A 16,140-nucleotide genomic window follows, 5' to 3' on the forward strand; every position below is an offset into this window, starting at 1 on the left:
TTTTATTTTCCCCAGCAGGGTGAGTTCATTATAGTTCTTTTCCCCACGTGTTGCAAGAGGCGAACAGGTGTATTCCTCACCCGGTCAACAGGGGTCGAAAAAAGTCCGGCCAAAGCCGGACTTTTTCCATATCTGCCGCCCTTTTTCGGGGGGCGTGTCTTTAGTTGAGCAGATCCAGCGTACAGGTCTGGGCGATGCTCTTGCGGATCTCGGCCCGCAGGGGCAGCACGGAGGACGGGGAGACCGACAGCTCGTCGATGCCGATGGCCAGGAAGGTGGGCAGCAGCGACAGGTCCGCGCCCAGCTCGCCGCAGATGCCGATCCAGATGCCCGCCTCGTGGGCGGCGTCGGCGGCCTGCTTCAGGGCCCGCAGCACGGCGGGGTGGTGGGGGTCAAAGAACTTGCCCAGGTCGTTGCACTGGCGGTCGCAGGCCAGGGTGTACTGGGTCAGGTCGTTGGTACCCACCGAGAAGAAGTCCACCAGCTTGGCCAGATCGGGGGCCATGAACACGGAGGCGGGGGTCTCGATCATGATGCCGATCTCGGTGTCGGGGTTGAAGGGGATGCCCTCCTCGGTCAGCTCCTGCATGACCCGCTGACAGGCCCGCTTGCACTCCTTGACCTCCCAGACCGAGGTGATCATGGGGAACATGATGGCCACCTTGCCGTAGGCGGAGGCGCGGTACAGGGCCCGCAGCTGGGTACGGAACACCTCGGGCCGGTTCAGGCAGATGCGGATGGCCCGCAGGCCCATGGCGGGGTTCTCCTCCTTGGTGAGCTGGAAGTAGTCCACCTGCTTGTCGGCGCCGATGTCCAGGGTGCGGATGATGACCCGCTTGCCGTTCATGGCGGCGGCCACCGTCTTGTAGGCCTCAAACTGCTCGTCCTCGGTGGGATAGTCGCTGGCGGCCAGGTAGAGGAACTCGGAGCGGAACAGGCCGATGCCCTGGCCGTCGTTGGCCAGCACCGCCGCCACGTCCTCGGGGGAGCCGATGTTGCAGTAGAGCTTGATGTGCTTGCCGTCCAGGGTCACATCCTCCTGGCCCTTCATGGTCTGCATGAGCTCCTTCATCTCGGTCTGCTTCTGGTGCTTGTCCCGCAGGGCGGCCAGGGTGAGCTCGTCGGGGTCCAGCACCACCTGGCCGGTCTCGCCGTCGATGTAGGCCAGGCGGCCGTGGTACTCGTTCTGGAGGGCCTCCCCCGCGCCGCAGATGGCGGGGATACCCATGGTACGGGCCAGGATGGCGGTGTGGCTGTTGCCGGAGCCGCCCATGGTGACAAAGCCCAGGATCTTGCTCTTGTCCAGCTGGAGGGTCTCAGAGGGGGCCAGATCGTCGGCCGCCAGGATCACCGGCTCCTCGGAGTCGATGCCGCCCTCCACGATGCCCATGAGGTTGTTGAGGATGCGCTGGGTGACGTCCTTGATGTCGGCGGTGCGGGCCCGCAGGTAGGCATCGTCCATGGCGGCGAACATCCCGGCGAACTGCTCGCCGGCCACCTGTACGGCGTACTCGGCGTTGCACTTCTCGTTCTCCAGCATCTCCAGGATGTTGGCCACATAGTCCTCGTCCTCCACGAACATGGCGTGGGTCTCAAAGAGGACGGCGGACTCCTCTCCGGCCTCCTCCCGGCACTTGTCGGCCAGAGCTTCCAGCTGCTCCATGGACTTCTGCTGGGCCTCGGTCAGGCGGGCCTTTTCCGCCTCCACGTCGGCGTTCTCCACCTTCACCACCGTCCGGTCGGGACGCTGGAAGAAATAGAGCGTACCCTTTTCCACGCCCTTGGAAACACCTTGTCCTTGGATCAAAATCATGACGAATACCCCCTATAAAAATAGAGGGTACCTGTTATGGCGCGTATCCAAATTTGGCGCGTGTCAGAACAGGTACCCCCTTGTTTGGCTTTACAGGTTTTCCTCCAGGAACTGCTTCAGGGCGGCGGCGGCCTCTTCCTCCCGCTCGCCCTCCACGGTGACGGTGATCTCGTTGCCCTTCTTCACCGCCAGGGCCATCAGCTTCATCAGCTGGGAGGCTTTTACCGTCTTGCCCTCCTTGGTGATGGACACCACGGTGGGATCGAAGCTCTTGGCCAGCTTGGCCAGCAGGCCGGCGGGACGGGCGTGGATGCCCAGCTCGTCCTGGATGGTATAAGTGAACTGCACCATAGTCTGGTTCTCCTTCCCGGCGGTCCGCTTAGAGCAGACCGGCCTCCTGCAGGGCCTTCTCGATCTCCTGCGCGGACATCACGTTGCGCAGGGGGATGACCACGGTGCCGGCCTTCTTGGCGTCCTCAAAGTTCTTCTCAAAGGTGCGGGCGCAGAAGAGCACATCATAGCCGCGGGCGGCGGACTTGCCCTCGGACACGGGGCAGTGGCGCAGCTCGGCGGGCTTGACGCCGTACTTCTTCAGAACCTTCTCAATGGCCTTTTCCATCATCAGAGAGGAGCCGGCGCCGTTGGCGCAGCAGGCAAGCAGCTTCTTGTTGTCCAGGTTAGCCATACTTCATTCTCCTTAAATAATCTCAAATCATCCAGTTACTCGCAGCGAATCGGAAGAAGCTCCGCCGGGGACAGCCGGCCCAAACCGGCCGTCCGCCGACGTGCATTCATTTGACTTAGTACGCCTCGTCCTCGGTCTTGATGCCCTTGTACTCCTTGTAGGCCTCGTAGTCCTCGGTGATGAGGTAGTAGCCCTTCTTGTCCATCAGGTACTCGATCTGGGGGATGGCCAGCAGCGCGATGACCACGACGGCCACGCCCACATAGCCCAGGTACTTCATCACGACCGTGAAGGCAGGCCACACGGTCGCCCAGTCGAACATGCCCAGGTATCCGCCGTAATTGGCCAGGCCGACCCAGCCGGCGATGAAGGCGGAGCCAAAGACCTGGATGAGGCCGGAGATGAAGGGGATGATCAGACAGGCCTTCAGGCCGCCCTTCTCGTTGGCCACCAGACCGATGGTGGCGTTGTCGAAGAACACGGGCACGAAGCCGCAGATGATGATGGTGGGGGAACCGGTGAAGATCAGGATCGCGATGGCGATCAGCTGGCCCACCAGGCCGGCCAGGAAGCCGAAGGTCACAGCGTTGGCGTCGCCGAAGCCGTAGCAGACGGCGCAGTCCACACCGGGGATGGAGGAGGGCAGGAGCTTGTCCGCGATGCCCTGGAAGGAAGCGGTCAGCTCGGTGACGAAGGTACGGACACCCAGCTGCAGGATGGCCAGGTACACGGCGAAGTTCAGGGAGGTGGTCAGGCAGTACATCACGAAGTTGTCCGCCTCGGTGGTGGCGCCGGAGGCCACGAAGAAGTCCTTGCCGATGACGGCCATGATGGTGCCGAAGAAGGCGGTCATCAGGATGGCGGTACAGACCATGTTCTCATTGAAGATGGAGAAGAAGCCGGGCATCTCCATATCGCCCACCTTCTTGATCTCCTTCTTGCGCTTGCCGCCGTTGGTGCCGAAGAACTTGTCGGCGGCCCAGTGGCCCAGGCGGATGCCGAACATCTGCTGATGGGCAATGGCGAAGCCGGCGCCGTCGCTCAGCTCCTGCATGGGCTTGACGGTCAGGTTGGAGCCCACGGCCCAGTAGGCGCCCAGGACCACGGACATGACGATGAGCATGGGCACATCGGTGGTGTAGCCCAGCAGGCCGGGCAGCGCGAACATGATGAGCCAGTAAGCGGTGGCCGCCTGCTGCACCTGGACGTGGCCGGTGGTGAACAGGGTGCGGCACTTGGTGATCTTGTTGAAGCGAACCAGCAGAATGTTGACGATAAAGGCGATGAGCAGCAGGGTCATGGCCTGGGAGAAGCCCTTACCAAAGACTTCTTCCACGCCGGCGGTGACGGCATTCTGACCATAGTAGGGGTCGATGACGCAGGCGGTCAGATTGAAGCGCTCCCGCAGGCCGGCCAGGATGGGGCGGAAGGTATTGGACAGGCCGCTGGAACCCACATTCAGGATCAGCATGCCGATGATGGCCTTCAGGGTACCACCCAGAATATCATACCACTTTTTCCCCATCAGTGCATAGCCCAAAAGGGTCAAAAAGCCGATCATGTAGGGAGCCTGCCGCAGGATGTAGGTGGCGAAGAACTCCCAGATGGCCTTCAGGATATCCAGAACGATCACTTGAACTCCTCACTTTCTTCACTTATTGCGGAATTGCTCCGCATTCAGCGCAAGGTATGCTCTTTTTTAAAAATCCTCTTCGCAGGGGTATTTTTCTTCCGCCGCCAGGATATCCTCGGGGGTCTCAGCCTCCATCAGCGCGTCCAGGAGCGGCTCATTGGTAAAGATCCCCATCAGGGAGGCGATGTTGTCGGTGTGCTCGTCGGGGTTGCAGGAGGCCAGGGTGAAGAACAGCCGGGCGACCTTCCGCTCGCCGTCCTCGTCCACGCCGAAGTCCACATCCTCCTTGACCCGCATGAAGCCCACGGAGGTCTTGTGGACGCCGGAGGCGTCCTCCTGGGAGTGCGGCATGGCCACATAGTGGTCAAAGACCACATAGGGTCCGTACTCCTCGATGCAGGAGACGATCTGCTTGTAGTAGTCCTCGTCCACATAGCCGGTCTTGACCAGGGACTCGGTGCTCAGCTTCACCGCCTCCTGCCAGGAGGAGACGCTGTCCACGAACTTGTAATGCCCGCGTTCCACGATTTTCTGCAAGACGCTTGCCATAATCTTGTTCCCCTTTTCTCCCCGCGGACGCGGGGCATTCGATTCAGTGGCGGCGCCGGAGGCCGGAGCTTCCGGCGCCGCGGTGGGTCATGCGGTCTGCTTACAGGCAGGAGCGGTAGGGAATGTTCTGAGGATGCTCGAAGCAGTCCTCAAAGCCGCGGCGGTGGTGGTAGTAGATCTTGTCCTTGTCCTGGGGATAGACGTACTTGCCGCCCACCTGCCAGAAGAAGGGGTGGAACTTGTACTCGTTGCGGTCCTTCTTGAAATCGTACAGGAGCTTGATCTCCTCGCAGTCAGCCTGGAAGTTGGTCCACACATCCCAGTGGATGGGCACGACCACCTTGCACTGCAGGTTCTCGGCCATGCGCAGGATGTCGGTGGAGGTCATCTTGTCCTGCATACCGATGGGGTTCTCGCCGAAGGAGCCGAAGGCCACGTCGATGTCGTAGTCCTTGCCGTGCTTGGCGAAGTAGATGGAGAAGTGGGAGTCACCGGAGTGGTAGATGTTGCCGCCGGGAGTCTTGACCAGGTAGTTGACGGCCTTCTCGTCCATGTCGGTGGGGCACTTGCCGGTCAGCTCCTCCCGGTCCTCGCCGGTGGAGTCGGTGGTGACGATGCAGGTGCGGTCGAAGCTGTCCAGAGCCACGATCTCGATGTCCTTGATCTTGATGACGTCGCCGGGCTTGACGGTGATGCAGCGGTCCTCAGGCACGCCCCACTTCACCCAGGTCTCCACGGACTTCTTGGGGCCGATGAAGGGCACGGGGATGACATTGCCCTTGTCGTCGGTGGTGGTCATGCCGCTCTGCAGCACGTGGGCGGCCCACTCGGCAGACATGTGGTCCTGATGGTAGTGGGTGGCCAGGACGGCGTCCACCTGCTTGAAGGCGAACGGATCGATGACGAAGGGCACGTTGCGCAGGTTGGGCTGCATCTTGCGCCCGCCGCACATGTTGGCCATCTGATGGCCGGGCTTCATCTTGCCGTCGCCGTGGGTGCGCTTGCCGTTGCCGCACCACAGGTCGATGGTGATGTTGGCGCCGCCGGGGGTCTTGAACCAGACGCCGGTGCAGCCCAGCCACCACATGGCCACGTTGCCGGGCTGGACCACCTCGTTCTCGATGTCCTCCACCAGCCAGGTGCCCCACTCGGGGAAGGTGGACATGATCCATTTCTCGCGGGTCATCTCGGAAATCTTGCTCATGGATGCTCCTCCTTTATCGTGTTCTCTTTCGGCTCGTTTATGTTCAAACGAACGTGTTTCCTATTGCACTGTTATTATGCCAAACTGCATGATCGTTTTCAAGTGCGTTTTATGTTTGATTTTCATTTTTATGTTTATTTTGTTTTATGTTAAGTTCGTTTTGCGCAAATTGACCGCAACCTTTCCTTTGTATATATCGGTCAATCCAAGTGTTTTTTCGGCATTTTAGCATTATTATGCACGATTACCCCTGAAGTACTCCGCCCCTATCCGTCAAAACGCCAATTTTTCCGCTCCCGTGTTCTCACAAAAACCTCACTTAAAATTGTTCGTTTGTGCTTGCAAAACGAAAGTGAATCCGCTATAATCGAGCCAGACAGAACGAACAAAGCACCCTCAATAACAAACATCAAACATAAACTCAACCATTTAACAAAGGAGGCCTTTCAAATGAACGCGTACAGCATCGGGTTGTATGAGAAAGCCATGCCTGCGTCCATGACCTGGAGGGAGAAGCTGGAGTGCGCCAAGGAGTGCGGGTATGACTTCGTGGAGATCAGCATCGACGAGAAGGACGAGAAGCTGGCGCGTCTGGACTGGACCGCGGCGGAGCGGGTGGAGCTGGCCGCGCTGATGAAGGAGGTGGGGGTGCCCATCCGCAGCATGTGCCTGTCCGGTCACCGGAAGTACCCCCTGGGCGCGTCCGACCCCACGGTCCGGGCCCGGAGCATGGAGATCATGGAGAAGGCCATCCAGCTGGCCGACGATCTGGGCATTCGCATCATCCAGCTGGCCGGTTATGATGTATACTATGAGGAGAGCACCCCCGCCACCAAGGCCGCCTTTGCCGAGAACCTGCGAAAGGCCGTGGACATGGCCGCGGAAAAGGGCGTGACCCTGGGCTTTGAGACCATGGAGACCGACTTCATGAACACCACCTGGAAGTCCATGTTCTATGTGGACATGGTGAACAGCCCCTATCTGGGGGTCTACCCCGACTCGGGCAACCTGACCAACGCCGCCGTCACCTACGGCACCTCGGTGCTGGACGATCTGGAGTCCGGCCGCGGCCACATCGTGGCCCTCCACCTGAAGGAGACCGTGCCCGGCAAGTTCCGCGAGATCCCCTTCCTCACCGGACATGTGGACTTCCCCGCCGTCATCTCCAAGGCCTGGGACCTGGGGGTGCGCCGCTTCGTCACCGAGATGTGGGACGTGGGCAATCCCACCTGGAAAGAGGATATCCAGTTCGCCAATCACACCATGCGCACGCTGCTGGACCGGCAGCACTAAGAGAGGAGAGTACCATCATGAACGTGGAAAAGAAAGTCATCGGCAATCTGAACAAGTGCTACGCCACCACCACTCTGAACTACAAGGGCCGTCCCTGCTTCCTGGTGGCCGCCGAGAAGCAGGACCCCTGCTACCTCTTCTCTGAGGACGGCGAGCAGCTGGAGACCGTGTGGCAGGGCCCCGGCGGCGTCATGACCATGATCCAGGTCCCCGGCTCCGACGGGCAGTTCCTGGCCACCCGCAAGTTCTACGGCCCCAACGACGGCGCCGACGCCTCCATCGTCATCGCCACCCCCAAGGGCGAGAACGACTGGGAGATCCGCACCCTCTGCCGCGCCCCCTTCGTCCACCGCTTCGGCATCCTCAACCGGGGCGGCATCAACTACCTGATCGTCTGCTGCCTGAAGTCCGGCCATGAATACAAGAACGACTGGCGCTTCCCCGGCGAGACCTACGGCACGGTCCTGCCCGCGGACCTGTCCGCCTACAACGACGAGAATCAGCTGGAGCTCACCCTCCTCCAGGACGGGATGCTCAAGAACCACGGCTTCAGCGTGTTCCAGCACGGCGGCCACGACGCCGCCCTGGTGGGCTGCGAGGAGGGCGCTTTCATCTTCGATCCCCCCATGGTCCCCGGCGGCGAGTGGGTGGTCACCAAGGTGCTGGACATCCCCACCAGCGACGCCGTGATGGTGGACTTTGACGGCGACGGCAAGATGGAGCTGGGCGTCATCAGCGACTTCCACGGCAACTCGCTCACCATTTACCACGAGAACGAACACGGCCACTACATCCCCCAGTGGAAGTACCCCGCCCCCGAGGCCGACACCGAGATGCTCCACGCCACCTGGGCCGACACCATTCTGGGCAAGCCCACCTGGATCGTGGGCTGGCGCAAGGGCACCAAGGACACCGTGGCCATCACCTGGGACGCCGAGGCCGGCAACTACCGCGCCGACTTCCTGGACCGCAACACCGGCTGCGCCAACGCCATGCACTTTGTGAACTCCAAGGGCCAGGACGTCATCGTGGGCACCAACCGGGAGATCAACGAGATCGCTCTGTACACCGTCACCGAGTAACGAATCCGAAAGGAGGCTACGCCATGGAAGGCAACTGCAAAGCCCTGTTCCTGGACCTGGACGGCACCCTGCTCAACGACCAGAAGGAGATCACCCCCGGCAACCGCGCCGCCATTGAGAAGGCCCTGGCTGTCGGGCACCGGGTGGTCATCACCACCGGCCGTCCCCTGGTCAGCGCCATCGAGCAGGCCCGGCGGCTGGGGCTCACCGCTCCCGGTTGCTATCTCATCGCCTTCAACGGCGGTATCCTCTACGACATGGGCGCACAGAAGGTGCTCTTTAAGGAGACGGTGCCCCTGGACCTGGTCCGCCCCATCTTCGCCGAGGCGGAGCGCCGGGGGCTGCACATCCAGACCTACGACGAGGAGCGGGTGCTGGTGGAGCCCCGCTGCGACAGCGAAAATGTGCGCCGCTACTGTTCCATCATTCTGATGGAGTACGCCGTCATTCCCAGCGTGGACGCCCTGACCCGGGAGCCGGCGAAAATGCTGGTCATCGACTTTGAGCACAAGGAGCCCCTCATCGCCTTCCGGGACTGGGTGCTGGAGCACTACGGGGAGCGGCTGGACAGCTTTTTCTCCTGCGAACAGTACCTGGAGATCATCCCCCGGGGCCTGAGCAAGGGCAGCGCGCTCCTGCAGCTGGCCCAGCGGCTGGGCATCCCCCGGGAAAACACCGTCGCCGCCGGGGACGCGGCCAACGACCTGTCCATGCTCCGGGCCGCCGGCGTGGGGGTGGCCATGTGCAACGGCACCGACGAGGCCAAGGCCGCCGCCGATGCCGTGACCACCCGGGACAACAACCACGACGGCATCGCCGAAGTCATCGAGAAATATCTGTTCGATTTGTGTGAGATGTGTTAAAATAGTCTGTGCGGGGCCGTCCGCGCGCCGGGCGGCCTTCAAACGGCAATCATGGAGGGTTCATCTATGCTGGAAGAACTGAAGCAGAAGGTATATGAGGCCAATATGGAGCTGCCCCGCCGGGGCCTTGTGACCTACACCTGGGGCAACGTCAGCGGCATCGACCGGGAGAAGGGGCTTTTTGTCATCAAGCCCTCCGGAGTGGAGTATGACGAGCTGCGCCCCGAGGACCTGGTGGTCATGGACCTGAAGGGCAACAAGGTGGAGGGCGACATGAACCCCTCTTCCGACACCAAGACCCATCTGGTGCTCTACAACGCCTTCCCCCAGATCGGCGGCATCGTCCACACCCACAGCCCCTACGCCGTGGGCTGGGCCCAGGCCGGCCGTGACATCCCCTGCTACGGCACCACCCACGCCGACTACTTCTACGGCCCCATCCCCTGCGCCCGCCACCTGACCCAGGAGGAGCTGGACGAGGACTACGAGATGAACACCGGCAACATCATTGTCGAGGAGTTCAAGGCCCGGGGCATCGACCCGGTGGCCGTCCCCGCCGTCATCTGCCACAGCCACGGCCCCTTCACCTGGGGCAAGGACGCCGCTCAGGCCGTCTACCACGCCGTGGTGCTGGAAGAGGTGGCCAAGATGGCCATGTTCACCCGCCAGGTGGACCCCAGCGCGGCCCCCGCTCCCCAGCGCATCCAGGACAAGCACTACATGCGCAAGCACGGGCCCAACGCCTACTACGGCCAGGGCAAGCACTAAGCATCCCACCCCATCATGTTACATAGAGGAGGAAATCGCATGACTTCTGCGGAAGAAAAATCCCTGAAACTCACCGCCGTCAGCGTGCGGGAGGGCGTGCTCACCAGCACCCACGGCGCCAAGGCCGGCCATCCCGGCGGCTCTCTCTCGGCGGCCGACATGTTCACCTATCTCTACTTCAAGGAGATGCGCGTGGACCCCAAGAACCCCAAGTGGGAGGACCGTGATCGCTTTGTCCTCTCCAAGGGCCACACCGCTCCCGGCCTGTACAGCGCGCTGGCGCTGAAGGGCTACTTCCCCGTGGAGGACCTGCCCACCCTGCGCCACATCGACAGCTACCTCCAGGGCCACCCCAACATGAACACCGTCCCCGGCGTTGACATGTCCACCGGTTCTCTGGGCCAGGGCCTCTCCGCCGCTGCCGGCATGGCCAAGGGCGCCAAGTTCCTGAACAAGGACGTCAACGTCTACTGCCTGGTGGGCGACGGCGAGCTGGCCGAGGGTCAGATCTGGGAGGCCACCATGTTCGCCGCCCACTACAAGCTGGATAACCTGTGCATCATCGTGGACCTGAACGGCCTGCAGATCGACGGCCGCACCTGCGACGTCATGAACACCGAGCCCGTGGACAAGAAGTTCGAGTCCTTCGGCTGCGACGTGGTCAAGATCAACGGCCACGACTTCCAGGACATCGAGTCCGCTTTCGCCAAGTTCCACGCCAACAAGGGCACCGGCAAGCCCACCGCCATCCTCATGAAGACCACCAAGGGCAAGGGCGTCTCCTACATGGAGGACAAGGCCGGCTGGCACGGCAAGGCCCCCAACGATGAGGAGTACGCGCAGGGTATGGCAGAACTGGCGGCCGCTCGCGCCGCACTGGAGGTGTAATCATGGCAGAAGTGAAAAAAGTCGCGACCCGTGACAGCTACGGCAACGCTCTGAAGGAGCTGGGCGCCGTGGCCCCCAACCTGGTGGTGCTGGACGCCGACCTGGCCGGCGCCACCAAGACCGCCACCTTCCAGAAGGCCTTCCCCGAGCGGCACTTCGACTGCGGCATCGCCGAGGCCAACATGGTCAACGTGGCCGCGGGCCTGTCCACCATGGGCCTGGTCCCCTTCGCCGCCACCTTCGCCATGTTCGCCGCCGGCCGCGCCTATGAGCAGGTGCGCAACACCATCGGCTACCCCCACCTGAACGTGAAGATCGGTGCCACCCACGGCGGCATCTCCGTGGGCGAGGACGGCGCTTCCCACCAGTGCTGTGAGGACTTCGCCCTCATGCGCACCATCCCCGGCATGACCGTCATGTGCCCCGCCGACGACGTGGAGGCCCGCAAGATGGTCAAGGCCGCCTACGAGATGGAGGGCCCCGTCTACATGCGCTTCGGCCGCGCCGCCACCCCCGTGTTCCACGACGAGGACTATGACTTCCAGATCGGCAAGGGCGAGGTGCTCCAGGACGGCACCGACATCGCCATCATCGCCACCGGCATCATGGTGCCCGAGGCCATTGAGGCCGGCAAGGCCCTGGCCGAGGCCGGCATCTCCGCCCGGGTCATCAACATGGCCACCATCAAGCCCCTGGACGAGGAGCTGGTGCTGAAGGCCGCCAAGGAGTGCGGCAAGATCGTCACCGTGGAGGAGCACTCCATCATCGGCGGTCTGGGCGAGGCTGTGTGCGGCCTGCTGAGCGAGCAGCTGCCCACCCCCGTCAAGCGCATCGGCGTCAACGACGAGTTCGGCCACTCCGGCCCCGCCGCCGCTCTGCTCAAGCAGTTCGGTCTGTGCGCCGACCACATCGTGGAAGTGGCCAAGGAGATGACCTCCAAGGGTTAATCGCGAAAGGAGCCGACAGCATGGTACTGGTATGTCCCTCCGTTCTCTCCGCCGACTTCGCCCGGCTGGGCGAGGAGTGCACCCGGGTGCTGGAGGCCGGGGCCGACTGGATCCATTTTGACGTGATGGACGGCCGGTTTGTGGATAACATCAGCTTCGGGCTGCCGGTGCTGGAGTCCCTCCACCGCGCTCTGCCCGAGGCGGTGATGGATGTGCACCTGATGATCGCCCATCCCCTGCGCTTCGTCCGCCGCTTCGCGGAGGCCGGAGCCAACTACCTCACCGTCCACGTGGAGACCACCGACGCCCTCCCCGCCACTCTGCCCGCCATCCACGCCTGCGGGTGCAAGGCGGGCCTGTCCCTCAATCCGGGTACCCCGGTGGAGGCGGTGTTCCCCTACCTGGACCAGCTGGAGCTGGTACTGGTGATGGGCGTGGAGCCCGGCCACGGCGGACAGCCCTTTGACCGCCGGGCCCTGGGCAAGCTCTCCGCCCTGCGGGACGAGTGCGCCCGCCGGGGCCTCTCCCCCGTCCTCTCGGTGGACGGCGGCGTGAAGCCCGGCACCACCGCGCCCGAGTGCGTGGCCGCCGGCGCCACCGCCCTGGTGGCGGGCAGCGCTGTCTTCAACGCCAAGGACGTCCCCGCCGCGGTGCGGCAGCTGAAAGAGTCAACCTGATCCGGCGCGGGCGGCACACGATCCCGTGTGCCGCCCGCTGTTTGCCCCTATCCGACCACCGACCAATGGAGGATCACCATGGACCACAGTCAGACATCGCCGTCCGCCTTTCGCGCTGAATTTACCTACACCGACCCCATCCTCTCGGATTTCGAGGCGCTGTACGGGAAAAAGGGCACCGTCTCCCTCCCCGCGCGCATCCTGTGCGGGGTGCTGGGCACGGTGGGCGCGGTCTATTTCGGCGTAGAGCTCTATACCCAGGGCCTGAGCATCGCTCGGGTGGGCTATCTGATCCTCTGCTCGCTGATGATCCTGGTGGCACTCTCCAGCCGGAAGCGCAGCGGGTCGGACGAGACGCTGAAAAAATACCGCAAGCACTACCTGAATCAGAAGGTGTCCTTCCGCATCGACGAGAACGGCGTGGAGATGAAGCTGCAGGGGCAGAAGAATTTCGCCCGCAGCAAGTTCAGCCAGATCTACAGCCTGCTGGAGACGGAGCGGTGCTTCTACTTCGTCATCAAGGGCAAGGCCTACTACATTCTCTCCAAGGACGCCCTGGCCGACCCTGACGGCCTGCGCCGGTACATGGAGCGGCAGTGCCGGAAGAAGTTCCAGTCCTTCCAGCTCTGAGCCGTCTCCCGGCTATCCTGTGAGAGAATCTGGTGATACTTATGATACGGACCGTCATCTTTGACATCGACAATACGCTCTACGACTACGACGCCGCCCACGCCGCGGGCTTCGCCGCCCTCACCGGGTACGCCCAGCGGGAGCTGGGGGTGGCGCTGGAGGACTTCCCCGCCCTCCACCACGCGGCCAACGAGGTCCTCAAGGCCCACGCCGGGGCCAACTGCGCCGCCACCCACAACCGCCTCATCCGCTATCAGCTTCTGCTGGAGCAGCTGGGAAAGCCCCTCACCCACGCCCCGGTCATGGAGCGGCTCTACTGGAACACACTGGTGGACGCCGCCGTCCCCAGCCCCGGCGTGGAGGACTGCCTGCGGGCGCTGAAGGCGGCCGGGGTGCGCCTGGGCATCGGCACCGACATGACCGCCGACTGGCAGTATGTGAAGCTGGAGCGCCTGGGGCTGCTGCCCTGGTTCGACTTCGTGGTCACCAGTGAGGAGGCCTCCGACGAAAAGCCGGGGGAGCACTTCTTTGCCCTGTGCCTGGAGAAGGCCGGGTGCCCGGCGGAGGCGTGCGCCTTTGTGGGGGACAACCCCAAAAAGGACGTGGCCGGGGCCCTGCGGGCGGGGATGCGCCCCGTCTGGTTCTGCCCCGGGTCGGAGGCCGAAGCCCCCGCCGGGGTCCTGCGGGTGGACCGGCTGGACCGGCTGCCCGGGCTCCTTCTGGAGGGGCCCACACCATAACCATGGAAAAAGAGGATGTATTATGAAACGCGATCGCCAGTCGGTCAATGACCGCCATACAAAGATCCTCTCCCTGCTGCGGGAGCGCAGGGAGATCAAGGTCGAGGAGCTGGCGCAGATCTTCGACGTCTCTCCCATGACCATCCGCCGGGATCTGCAGCATCTGGAGGATCGCGGCCTGGTCAGCCGATTTTACGGCGGCGCGGTGGCGGAGCAGCGCCTCCCCTCGCCCGCGGAGGCCGACCAGGTCAAGCTGTACCGTGACCTCATCAGCCGCTATGCCGCCACGCTGGTCTCGGAGGAGGACCACATCTTCATCAACGGCAGCAAAACCGCCCTGGGTCTGCTGGACTACCTGGAGCAGAAGCAGGTCCGGGTGTTCACCAACAACGGCCTGGTCTGCGCCAAAAAGTACCCCTCCAACCTGCGCATCACCCTGTCGGGCGGCGATGTCCGGGGGCAGAACGCCATTCTCACCGGCGACTGCACCATGCGCAACCTCCTGATGGAACAGGCCGGAAAGGCCTTCATCGGCTGCACCGGCATCTCCCCCAACGGCGAGCTGCTGTGCGGCATCCCCACGGAGCTGGCCATCAATGAGACCATGCTGAGCCACTCCAACCAGTACTATATCCTGGCCGACCACACCAAGATCGGCGTCATGGGGACGTATGCCAGTCTGCACCTGGAGAAAATGGGGACCGTCATCACTGACGAGAAGGCCCCCGCCGCCGTGCTGGACCAGCTGCGCTTCATCGGGATGGGGGTCATCCAGGTCAAGCAGAGCGATTTTGACCTGGACTGACCAGGGTCCCAGCCTCAGATGCCAGCCGGACGCGCTGCTCCCAGTGCGCCCGGCTTTTTCTTGACGGAGTGTCTGAAAGCGGGTATAATAAAGACAGAATGAAGACTCATATAGGCCCATAATCGGTTGGGCGTTTCTACCGGCTGCCGTAAACAGCCGCCCTATCAGTCTCCCGTTCCGGAATGGGGACCGTATGGGCGCAGCTACGGCGGCTTTTTTCGTCCCCACCGACCTTGTGAGAAAGGGTGCATCTATATGAAAAATTCCTTCGTACTCCGGGGCGACGTGGCGTACAGCCTGAGCCCCAAAGAATGGCGTACCGTGCCCGGCGGGTATCTGGTGTGCGTGGAGGGCCGCAGCGCCGGCGTCTTTGAGACGCTGCCGGAGCAATATACCTCCCTCCCGGTGCTGGACTTTTCCGGCAAGCTCATCGTTCCCGGCCTGATCGACCTGCACGCCCACGCCCCCCAGTACACCTACCGGGCCCTGGGCATGGACCTGGAGCTGCTGGACTGGCTGAACATCCACACCTTCCCCGCCGAGGCCCGCTATGCTGACCTGGACTTCGCCGGGGCGGCCTATGACCGCTTTGTGGAGGACCTGCGGCGCAGCCCCACCACCCGGGCCTGCCTCTTCGCCACCTCCCACACCGACGCCACTCTGCTGCTGATGGAGAAGCTGGAACGCAGCGGCCTCATCACCCAGGTGGGCAAGGTCAACATGGACCGCAACTGCGACTCCCCCGCCCGGGAGGCCGACGCCCGGACCTCCCTCTCGGAGACGGTGCGCTGGCTGGACGGGTGCGGCTCGTTCCACCGCACCACCCCCATCCTCACCCCCCGGTTCATCCCCTCCTGCACCGACGAGCTGATGGAGGGCCTGGGGAAGCTCCAGCGGGAGCGGGGCCTCCCGGTCCAGAGCCACCTGTCGGAAAACTTTGGTGAGATCGCCTGGGTCCAGGAGCTGTGCCCCTGGTCCTCCTGCTACGGCGACGCCTATGACCACTTTGGCCTCTTCGGCGGGGAGAACTGCCCCACCGTCATGGCCCACTGCGTCCACTCCGGGGCCGAGGAGCGCGCCCTGATGAAGGAGCGGGGGGTGTTCATTGCCCACTGCCCTGAGTCCAACACCAACCTGTCCTCCGGCATCGCGCCGGTGCGTGCCTTCCTGACCGAGGGCCTGCGGGTGGGCCTGGGCAGCGACGTGGCCGGCGGCGCACAGCTCTCGATCTTCAAGGCCATGGCCCTGGCGGTACAGGTGTCCAAGCTCCGCTGGCGCCTGACGGATCAGGAGCTGGCCCCCCTCACCGCCGCCGAGGCCTTCTGGCTGGGCACGGCGGGCGGCGGCGCCTTCTTCGGCAAGGTGGGCTCCTTCGAGCCCGGGTATGAGCTGGATGCCCTGGTGCTGGATGACACCCGCCTCTCCGGCCCCCATAACCACACCGTGTCGAAGCGGCTGGAGCAGATGATCTATCTGTCCGAGTCGGCCGACGTGACGGCCAAATTCGTGGCCGGACAGCGGCTCTTCTAAAAAAGACGCCCGGGCCGCCGCGCATCTGCGCGG

The 16,140-nt window shown here is 63.2% G+C and carries 17 protein-coding genes and 1 riboswitch; of the genes, 11 read left to right on the forward strand and 6 right to left on the reverse strand.

Translation table 11 applies throughout. The features are described from left to right. Positions 1-160: 160 nt before the first annotated feature. The 6 genes from ptsP to ulaG form a co-directional block, all read right to left on the reverse strand. Positions 161-1,813, reverse strand: a complete 1,653-nt coding sequence (gene ptsP, locus B5G43_RS13805) for a phosphoenolpyruvate--protein phosphotransferase (protein ID WP_087262365.1) — start codon at positions 1,811-1,813, stop codon at positions 161-163. 90 nt (positions 1,814-1,903) lie between these two features. Continuing rightward, a complete protein-coding gene (locus B5G43_RS13810; protein ID WP_087262367.1) occupies positions 1,904-2,164 on the reverse strand; it encodes an HPr family phosphocarrier protein in 261 nt (86 codons plus the stop codon). A 28-nt stretch (positions 2,165-2,192) separates the two neighbouring features. Beyond that, the gene (locus tag B5G43_RS13815) at positions 2,193-2,498 is read right to left on the reverse strand and encodes a PTS sugar transporter subunit IIB (RefSeq protein ID WP_087262370.1); all 306 of its coding nucleotides are present in this window, start codon (positions 2,496-2,498) and stop codon (positions 2,193-2,195) included. Between the two features lie 115 nt (positions 2,499-2,613). After that, on the reverse strand, positions 2,614-4,122 hold the full coding sequence (locus B5G43_RS13820; RefSeq protein ID WP_087262399.1) for a PTS ascorbate transporter subunit IIC: 1,509 nt from the start codon (positions 4,120-4,122) through the stop codon (positions 2,614-2,616). 75 nt (positions 4,123-4,197) lie between these two features. Beyond that, complete coding sequence (locus B5G43_RS13825) at positions 4,198-4,680, reverse strand: PTS sugar transporter subunit IIA (protein WP_087262372.1); 483 nt, start codon at positions 4,678-4,680, stop codon at positions 4,198-4,200. Positions 4,681-4,780: 100 nt separating this feature from the next. Then, complete coding sequence (gene ulaG / locus B5G43_RS13830; RefSeq protein WP_087262374.1) at positions 4,781-5,884, reverse strand: L-ascorbate 6-phosphate lactonase; 1,104 nt, start codon at positions 5,882-5,884, stop codon at positions 4,781-4,783. Positions 5,885-6,334: 450 nt separating this feature from the next. Between ulaG and B5G43_RS13835 the strand changes: the two genes are divergently transcribed. The 11 genes from B5G43_RS13835 to B5G43_RS13885 all read left to right on the forward strand — a co-directional run bounded on the left by B5G43_RS13835 (position 6,335) and on the right by B5G43_RS13885 (position 16,107). After that, on the forward strand, positions 6,335-7,177 hold the full coding sequence (locus B5G43_RS13835; RefSeq protein WP_087262376.1) for an L-ribulose-5-phosphate 3-epimerase: 843 nt from the start codon (positions 6,335-6,337) through the stop codon (positions 7,175-7,177). A 17-nt stretch (positions 7,178-7,194) separates the two neighbouring features. Then, entirely contained in the window at positions 7,195-8,259 is a 1,065-nt protein-coding gene (locus B5G43_RS13840) for a hypothetical protein (RefSeq protein ID WP_087262377.1), read from the forward strand. A gap of 23 nt (positions 8,260-8,282) precedes the next feature. Then, on the forward strand, positions 8,283-9,122 hold the full coding sequence (locus B5G43_RS13845) for a Cof-type HAD-IIB family hydrolase (protein WP_087262379.1): 840 nt from the start codon (positions 8,283-8,285) through the stop codon (positions 9,120-9,122). A 66-nt stretch (positions 9,123-9,188) separates the two neighbouring features. After that, on the forward strand, positions 9,189-9,890 hold the full coding sequence (locus tag B5G43_RS13850; RefSeq protein ID WP_087262381.1) for an L-ribulose-5-phosphate 4-epimerase: 702 nt from the start codon (positions 9,189-9,191) through the stop codon (positions 9,888-9,890). 39 nt (positions 9,891-9,929) lie between these two features. Further along, the gene (locus tag B5G43_RS13855; protein WP_087262383.1) at positions 9,930-10,778 is read left to right on the forward strand and encodes a transketolase; all 849 of its coding nucleotides are present in this window, start codon (positions 9,930-9,932) and stop codon (positions 10,776-10,778) included. A 2-nt stretch (positions 10,779-10,780) separates the two neighbouring features. Next, a complete protein-coding gene (locus tag B5G43_RS13860) occupies positions 10,781-11,725 on the forward strand; it encodes a transketolase family protein (protein ID WP_087262385.1) in 945 nt (314 codons plus the stop codon). A 20-nt stretch (positions 11,726-11,745) separates the two neighbouring features. Then, positions 11,746-12,402: a ribulose-phosphate 3-epimerase gene (gene rpe / locus B5G43_RS13865; protein WP_087262387.1), complete on the forward strand. Its 657-nt coding sequence runs from the start codon at positions 11,746-11,748 to the stop codon at positions 12,400-12,402. 78 nt (positions 12,403-12,480) lie between these two features. Beyond that, positions 12,481-13,032: a YcxB family protein gene (locus tag B5G43_RS13870; protein WP_087262389.1), complete on the forward strand. Its 552-nt coding sequence runs from the start codon at positions 12,481-12,483 to the stop codon at positions 13,030-13,032. 41 nt (positions 13,033-13,073) lie between these two features. Beyond that, complete coding sequence (locus B5G43_RS13875; RefSeq protein WP_087262390.1) at positions 13,074-13,772, forward strand: HAD-IA family hydrolase; 699 nt, start codon at positions 13,074-13,076, stop codon at positions 13,770-13,772. Between the two features lie 22 nt (positions 13,773-13,794). Continuing rightward, positions 13,795-14,577, forward strand: a complete 783-nt coding sequence (locus B5G43_RS13880) for a DeoR/GlpR family DNA-binding transcription regulator (protein ID WP_087262391.1) — start codon at positions 13,795-13,797, stop codon at positions 14,575-14,577. An 86-nt stretch (positions 14,578-14,663) separates the two neighbouring features. After that, a riboswitch (purine riboswitch) is annotated at positions 14,664-14,761 on the forward strand. Positions 14,762-14,832: 71 nt separating this feature from the next. Next, complete coding sequence (locus B5G43_RS13885) at positions 14,833-16,107, forward strand: amidohydrolase family protein (protein ID WP_087262393.1); 1,275 nt, start codon at positions 14,833-14,835, stop codon at positions 16,105-16,107. The last annotated feature ends 33 nt before the right edge of the window (positions 16,108-16,140 follow it).

The sequence above is a fragment of the Flavonifractor sp. An92 genome, from assembly GCF_002159175.1.
GTDB lineage: Bacteria > Bacillota > Clostridia > Oscillospirales > Oscillospiraceae > Pseudoflavonifractor_A.

Excerpts from the sequence above, each read along its gene's own strand:
- ptsP (WP_087262365.1), bottom strand. The coding sequence starts at position 1,813 with ATGATTTTGATCCAAGGACAAGGTGTTTCCAAGGGCGTGGAAAAGGGT.
- B5G43_RS13810 (WP_087262367.1), bottom strand. The coding sequence starts at position 2,164 with ATGGTGCAGTTCACTTATACCATCCAGGACGAGCTGGGCATCCACGCC.
- B5G43_RS13815 (WP_087262370.1), bottom strand. The coding sequence starts at position 2,498 with ATGGCTAACCTGGACAACAAGAAGCTGCTTGCCTGCTGCGCCAACGGC.
- B5G43_RS13825 (WP_087262372.1), bottom strand. The coding sequence starts at position 4,680 with ATGGCAAGCGTCTTGCAGAAAATCGTGGAACGCGGGCATTACAAGTTC.
- ulaG (WP_087262374.1), bottom strand. The coding sequence starts at position 5,884 with ATGAGCAAGATTTCCGAGATGACCCGCGAGAAATGGATCATGTCCACC.
- B5G43_RS13835 (WP_087262376.1), top strand. The coding sequence starts at position 6,335 with ATGAACGCGTACAGCATCGGGTTGTATGAGAAAGCCATGCCTGCGTCC.
- B5G43_RS13840 (WP_087262377.1), top strand. The coding sequence starts at position 7,195 with ATGAACGTGGAAAAGAAAGTCATCGGCAATCTGAACAAGTGCTACGCC.
- B5G43_RS13845 (WP_087262379.1), top strand. The coding sequence starts at position 8,283 with ATGGAAGGCAACTGCAAAGCCCTGTTCCTGGACCTGGACGGCACCCTG.
- B5G43_RS13850 (WP_087262381.1), top strand. The coding sequence starts at position 9,189 with ATGCTGGAAGAACTGAAGCAGAAGGTATATGAGGCCAATATGGAGCTG.
- B5G43_RS13855 (WP_087262383.1), top strand. The coding sequence starts at position 9,930 with ATGACTTCTGCGGAAGAAAAATCCCTGAAACTCACCGCCGTCAGCGTG.
- B5G43_RS13860 (WP_087262385.1), top strand. The coding sequence starts at position 10,781 with ATGGCAGAAGTGAAAAAAGTCGCGACCCGTGACAGCTACGGCAACGCT.
- rpe (WP_087262387.1), top strand. The coding sequence starts at position 11,746 with ATGGTACTGGTATGTCCCTCCGTTCTCTCCGCCGACTTCGCCCGGCTG.
- B5G43_RS13870 (WP_087262389.1), top strand. The coding sequence starts at position 12,481 with ATGGACCACAGTCAGACATCGCCGTCCGCCTTTCGCGCTGAATTTACC.
- B5G43_RS13875 (WP_087262390.1), top strand. The coding sequence starts at position 13,074 with ATGATACGGACCGTCATCTTTGACATCGACAATACGCTCTACGACTAC.
- B5G43_RS13880 (WP_087262391.1), top strand. The coding sequence starts at position 13,795 with ATGAAACGCGATCGCCAGTCGGTCAATGACCGCCATACAAAGATCCTC.
- B5G43_RS13885 (WP_087262393.1), top strand. The coding sequence starts at position 14,833 with ATGAAAAATTCCTTCGTACTCCGGGGCGACGTGGCGTACAGCCTGAGC.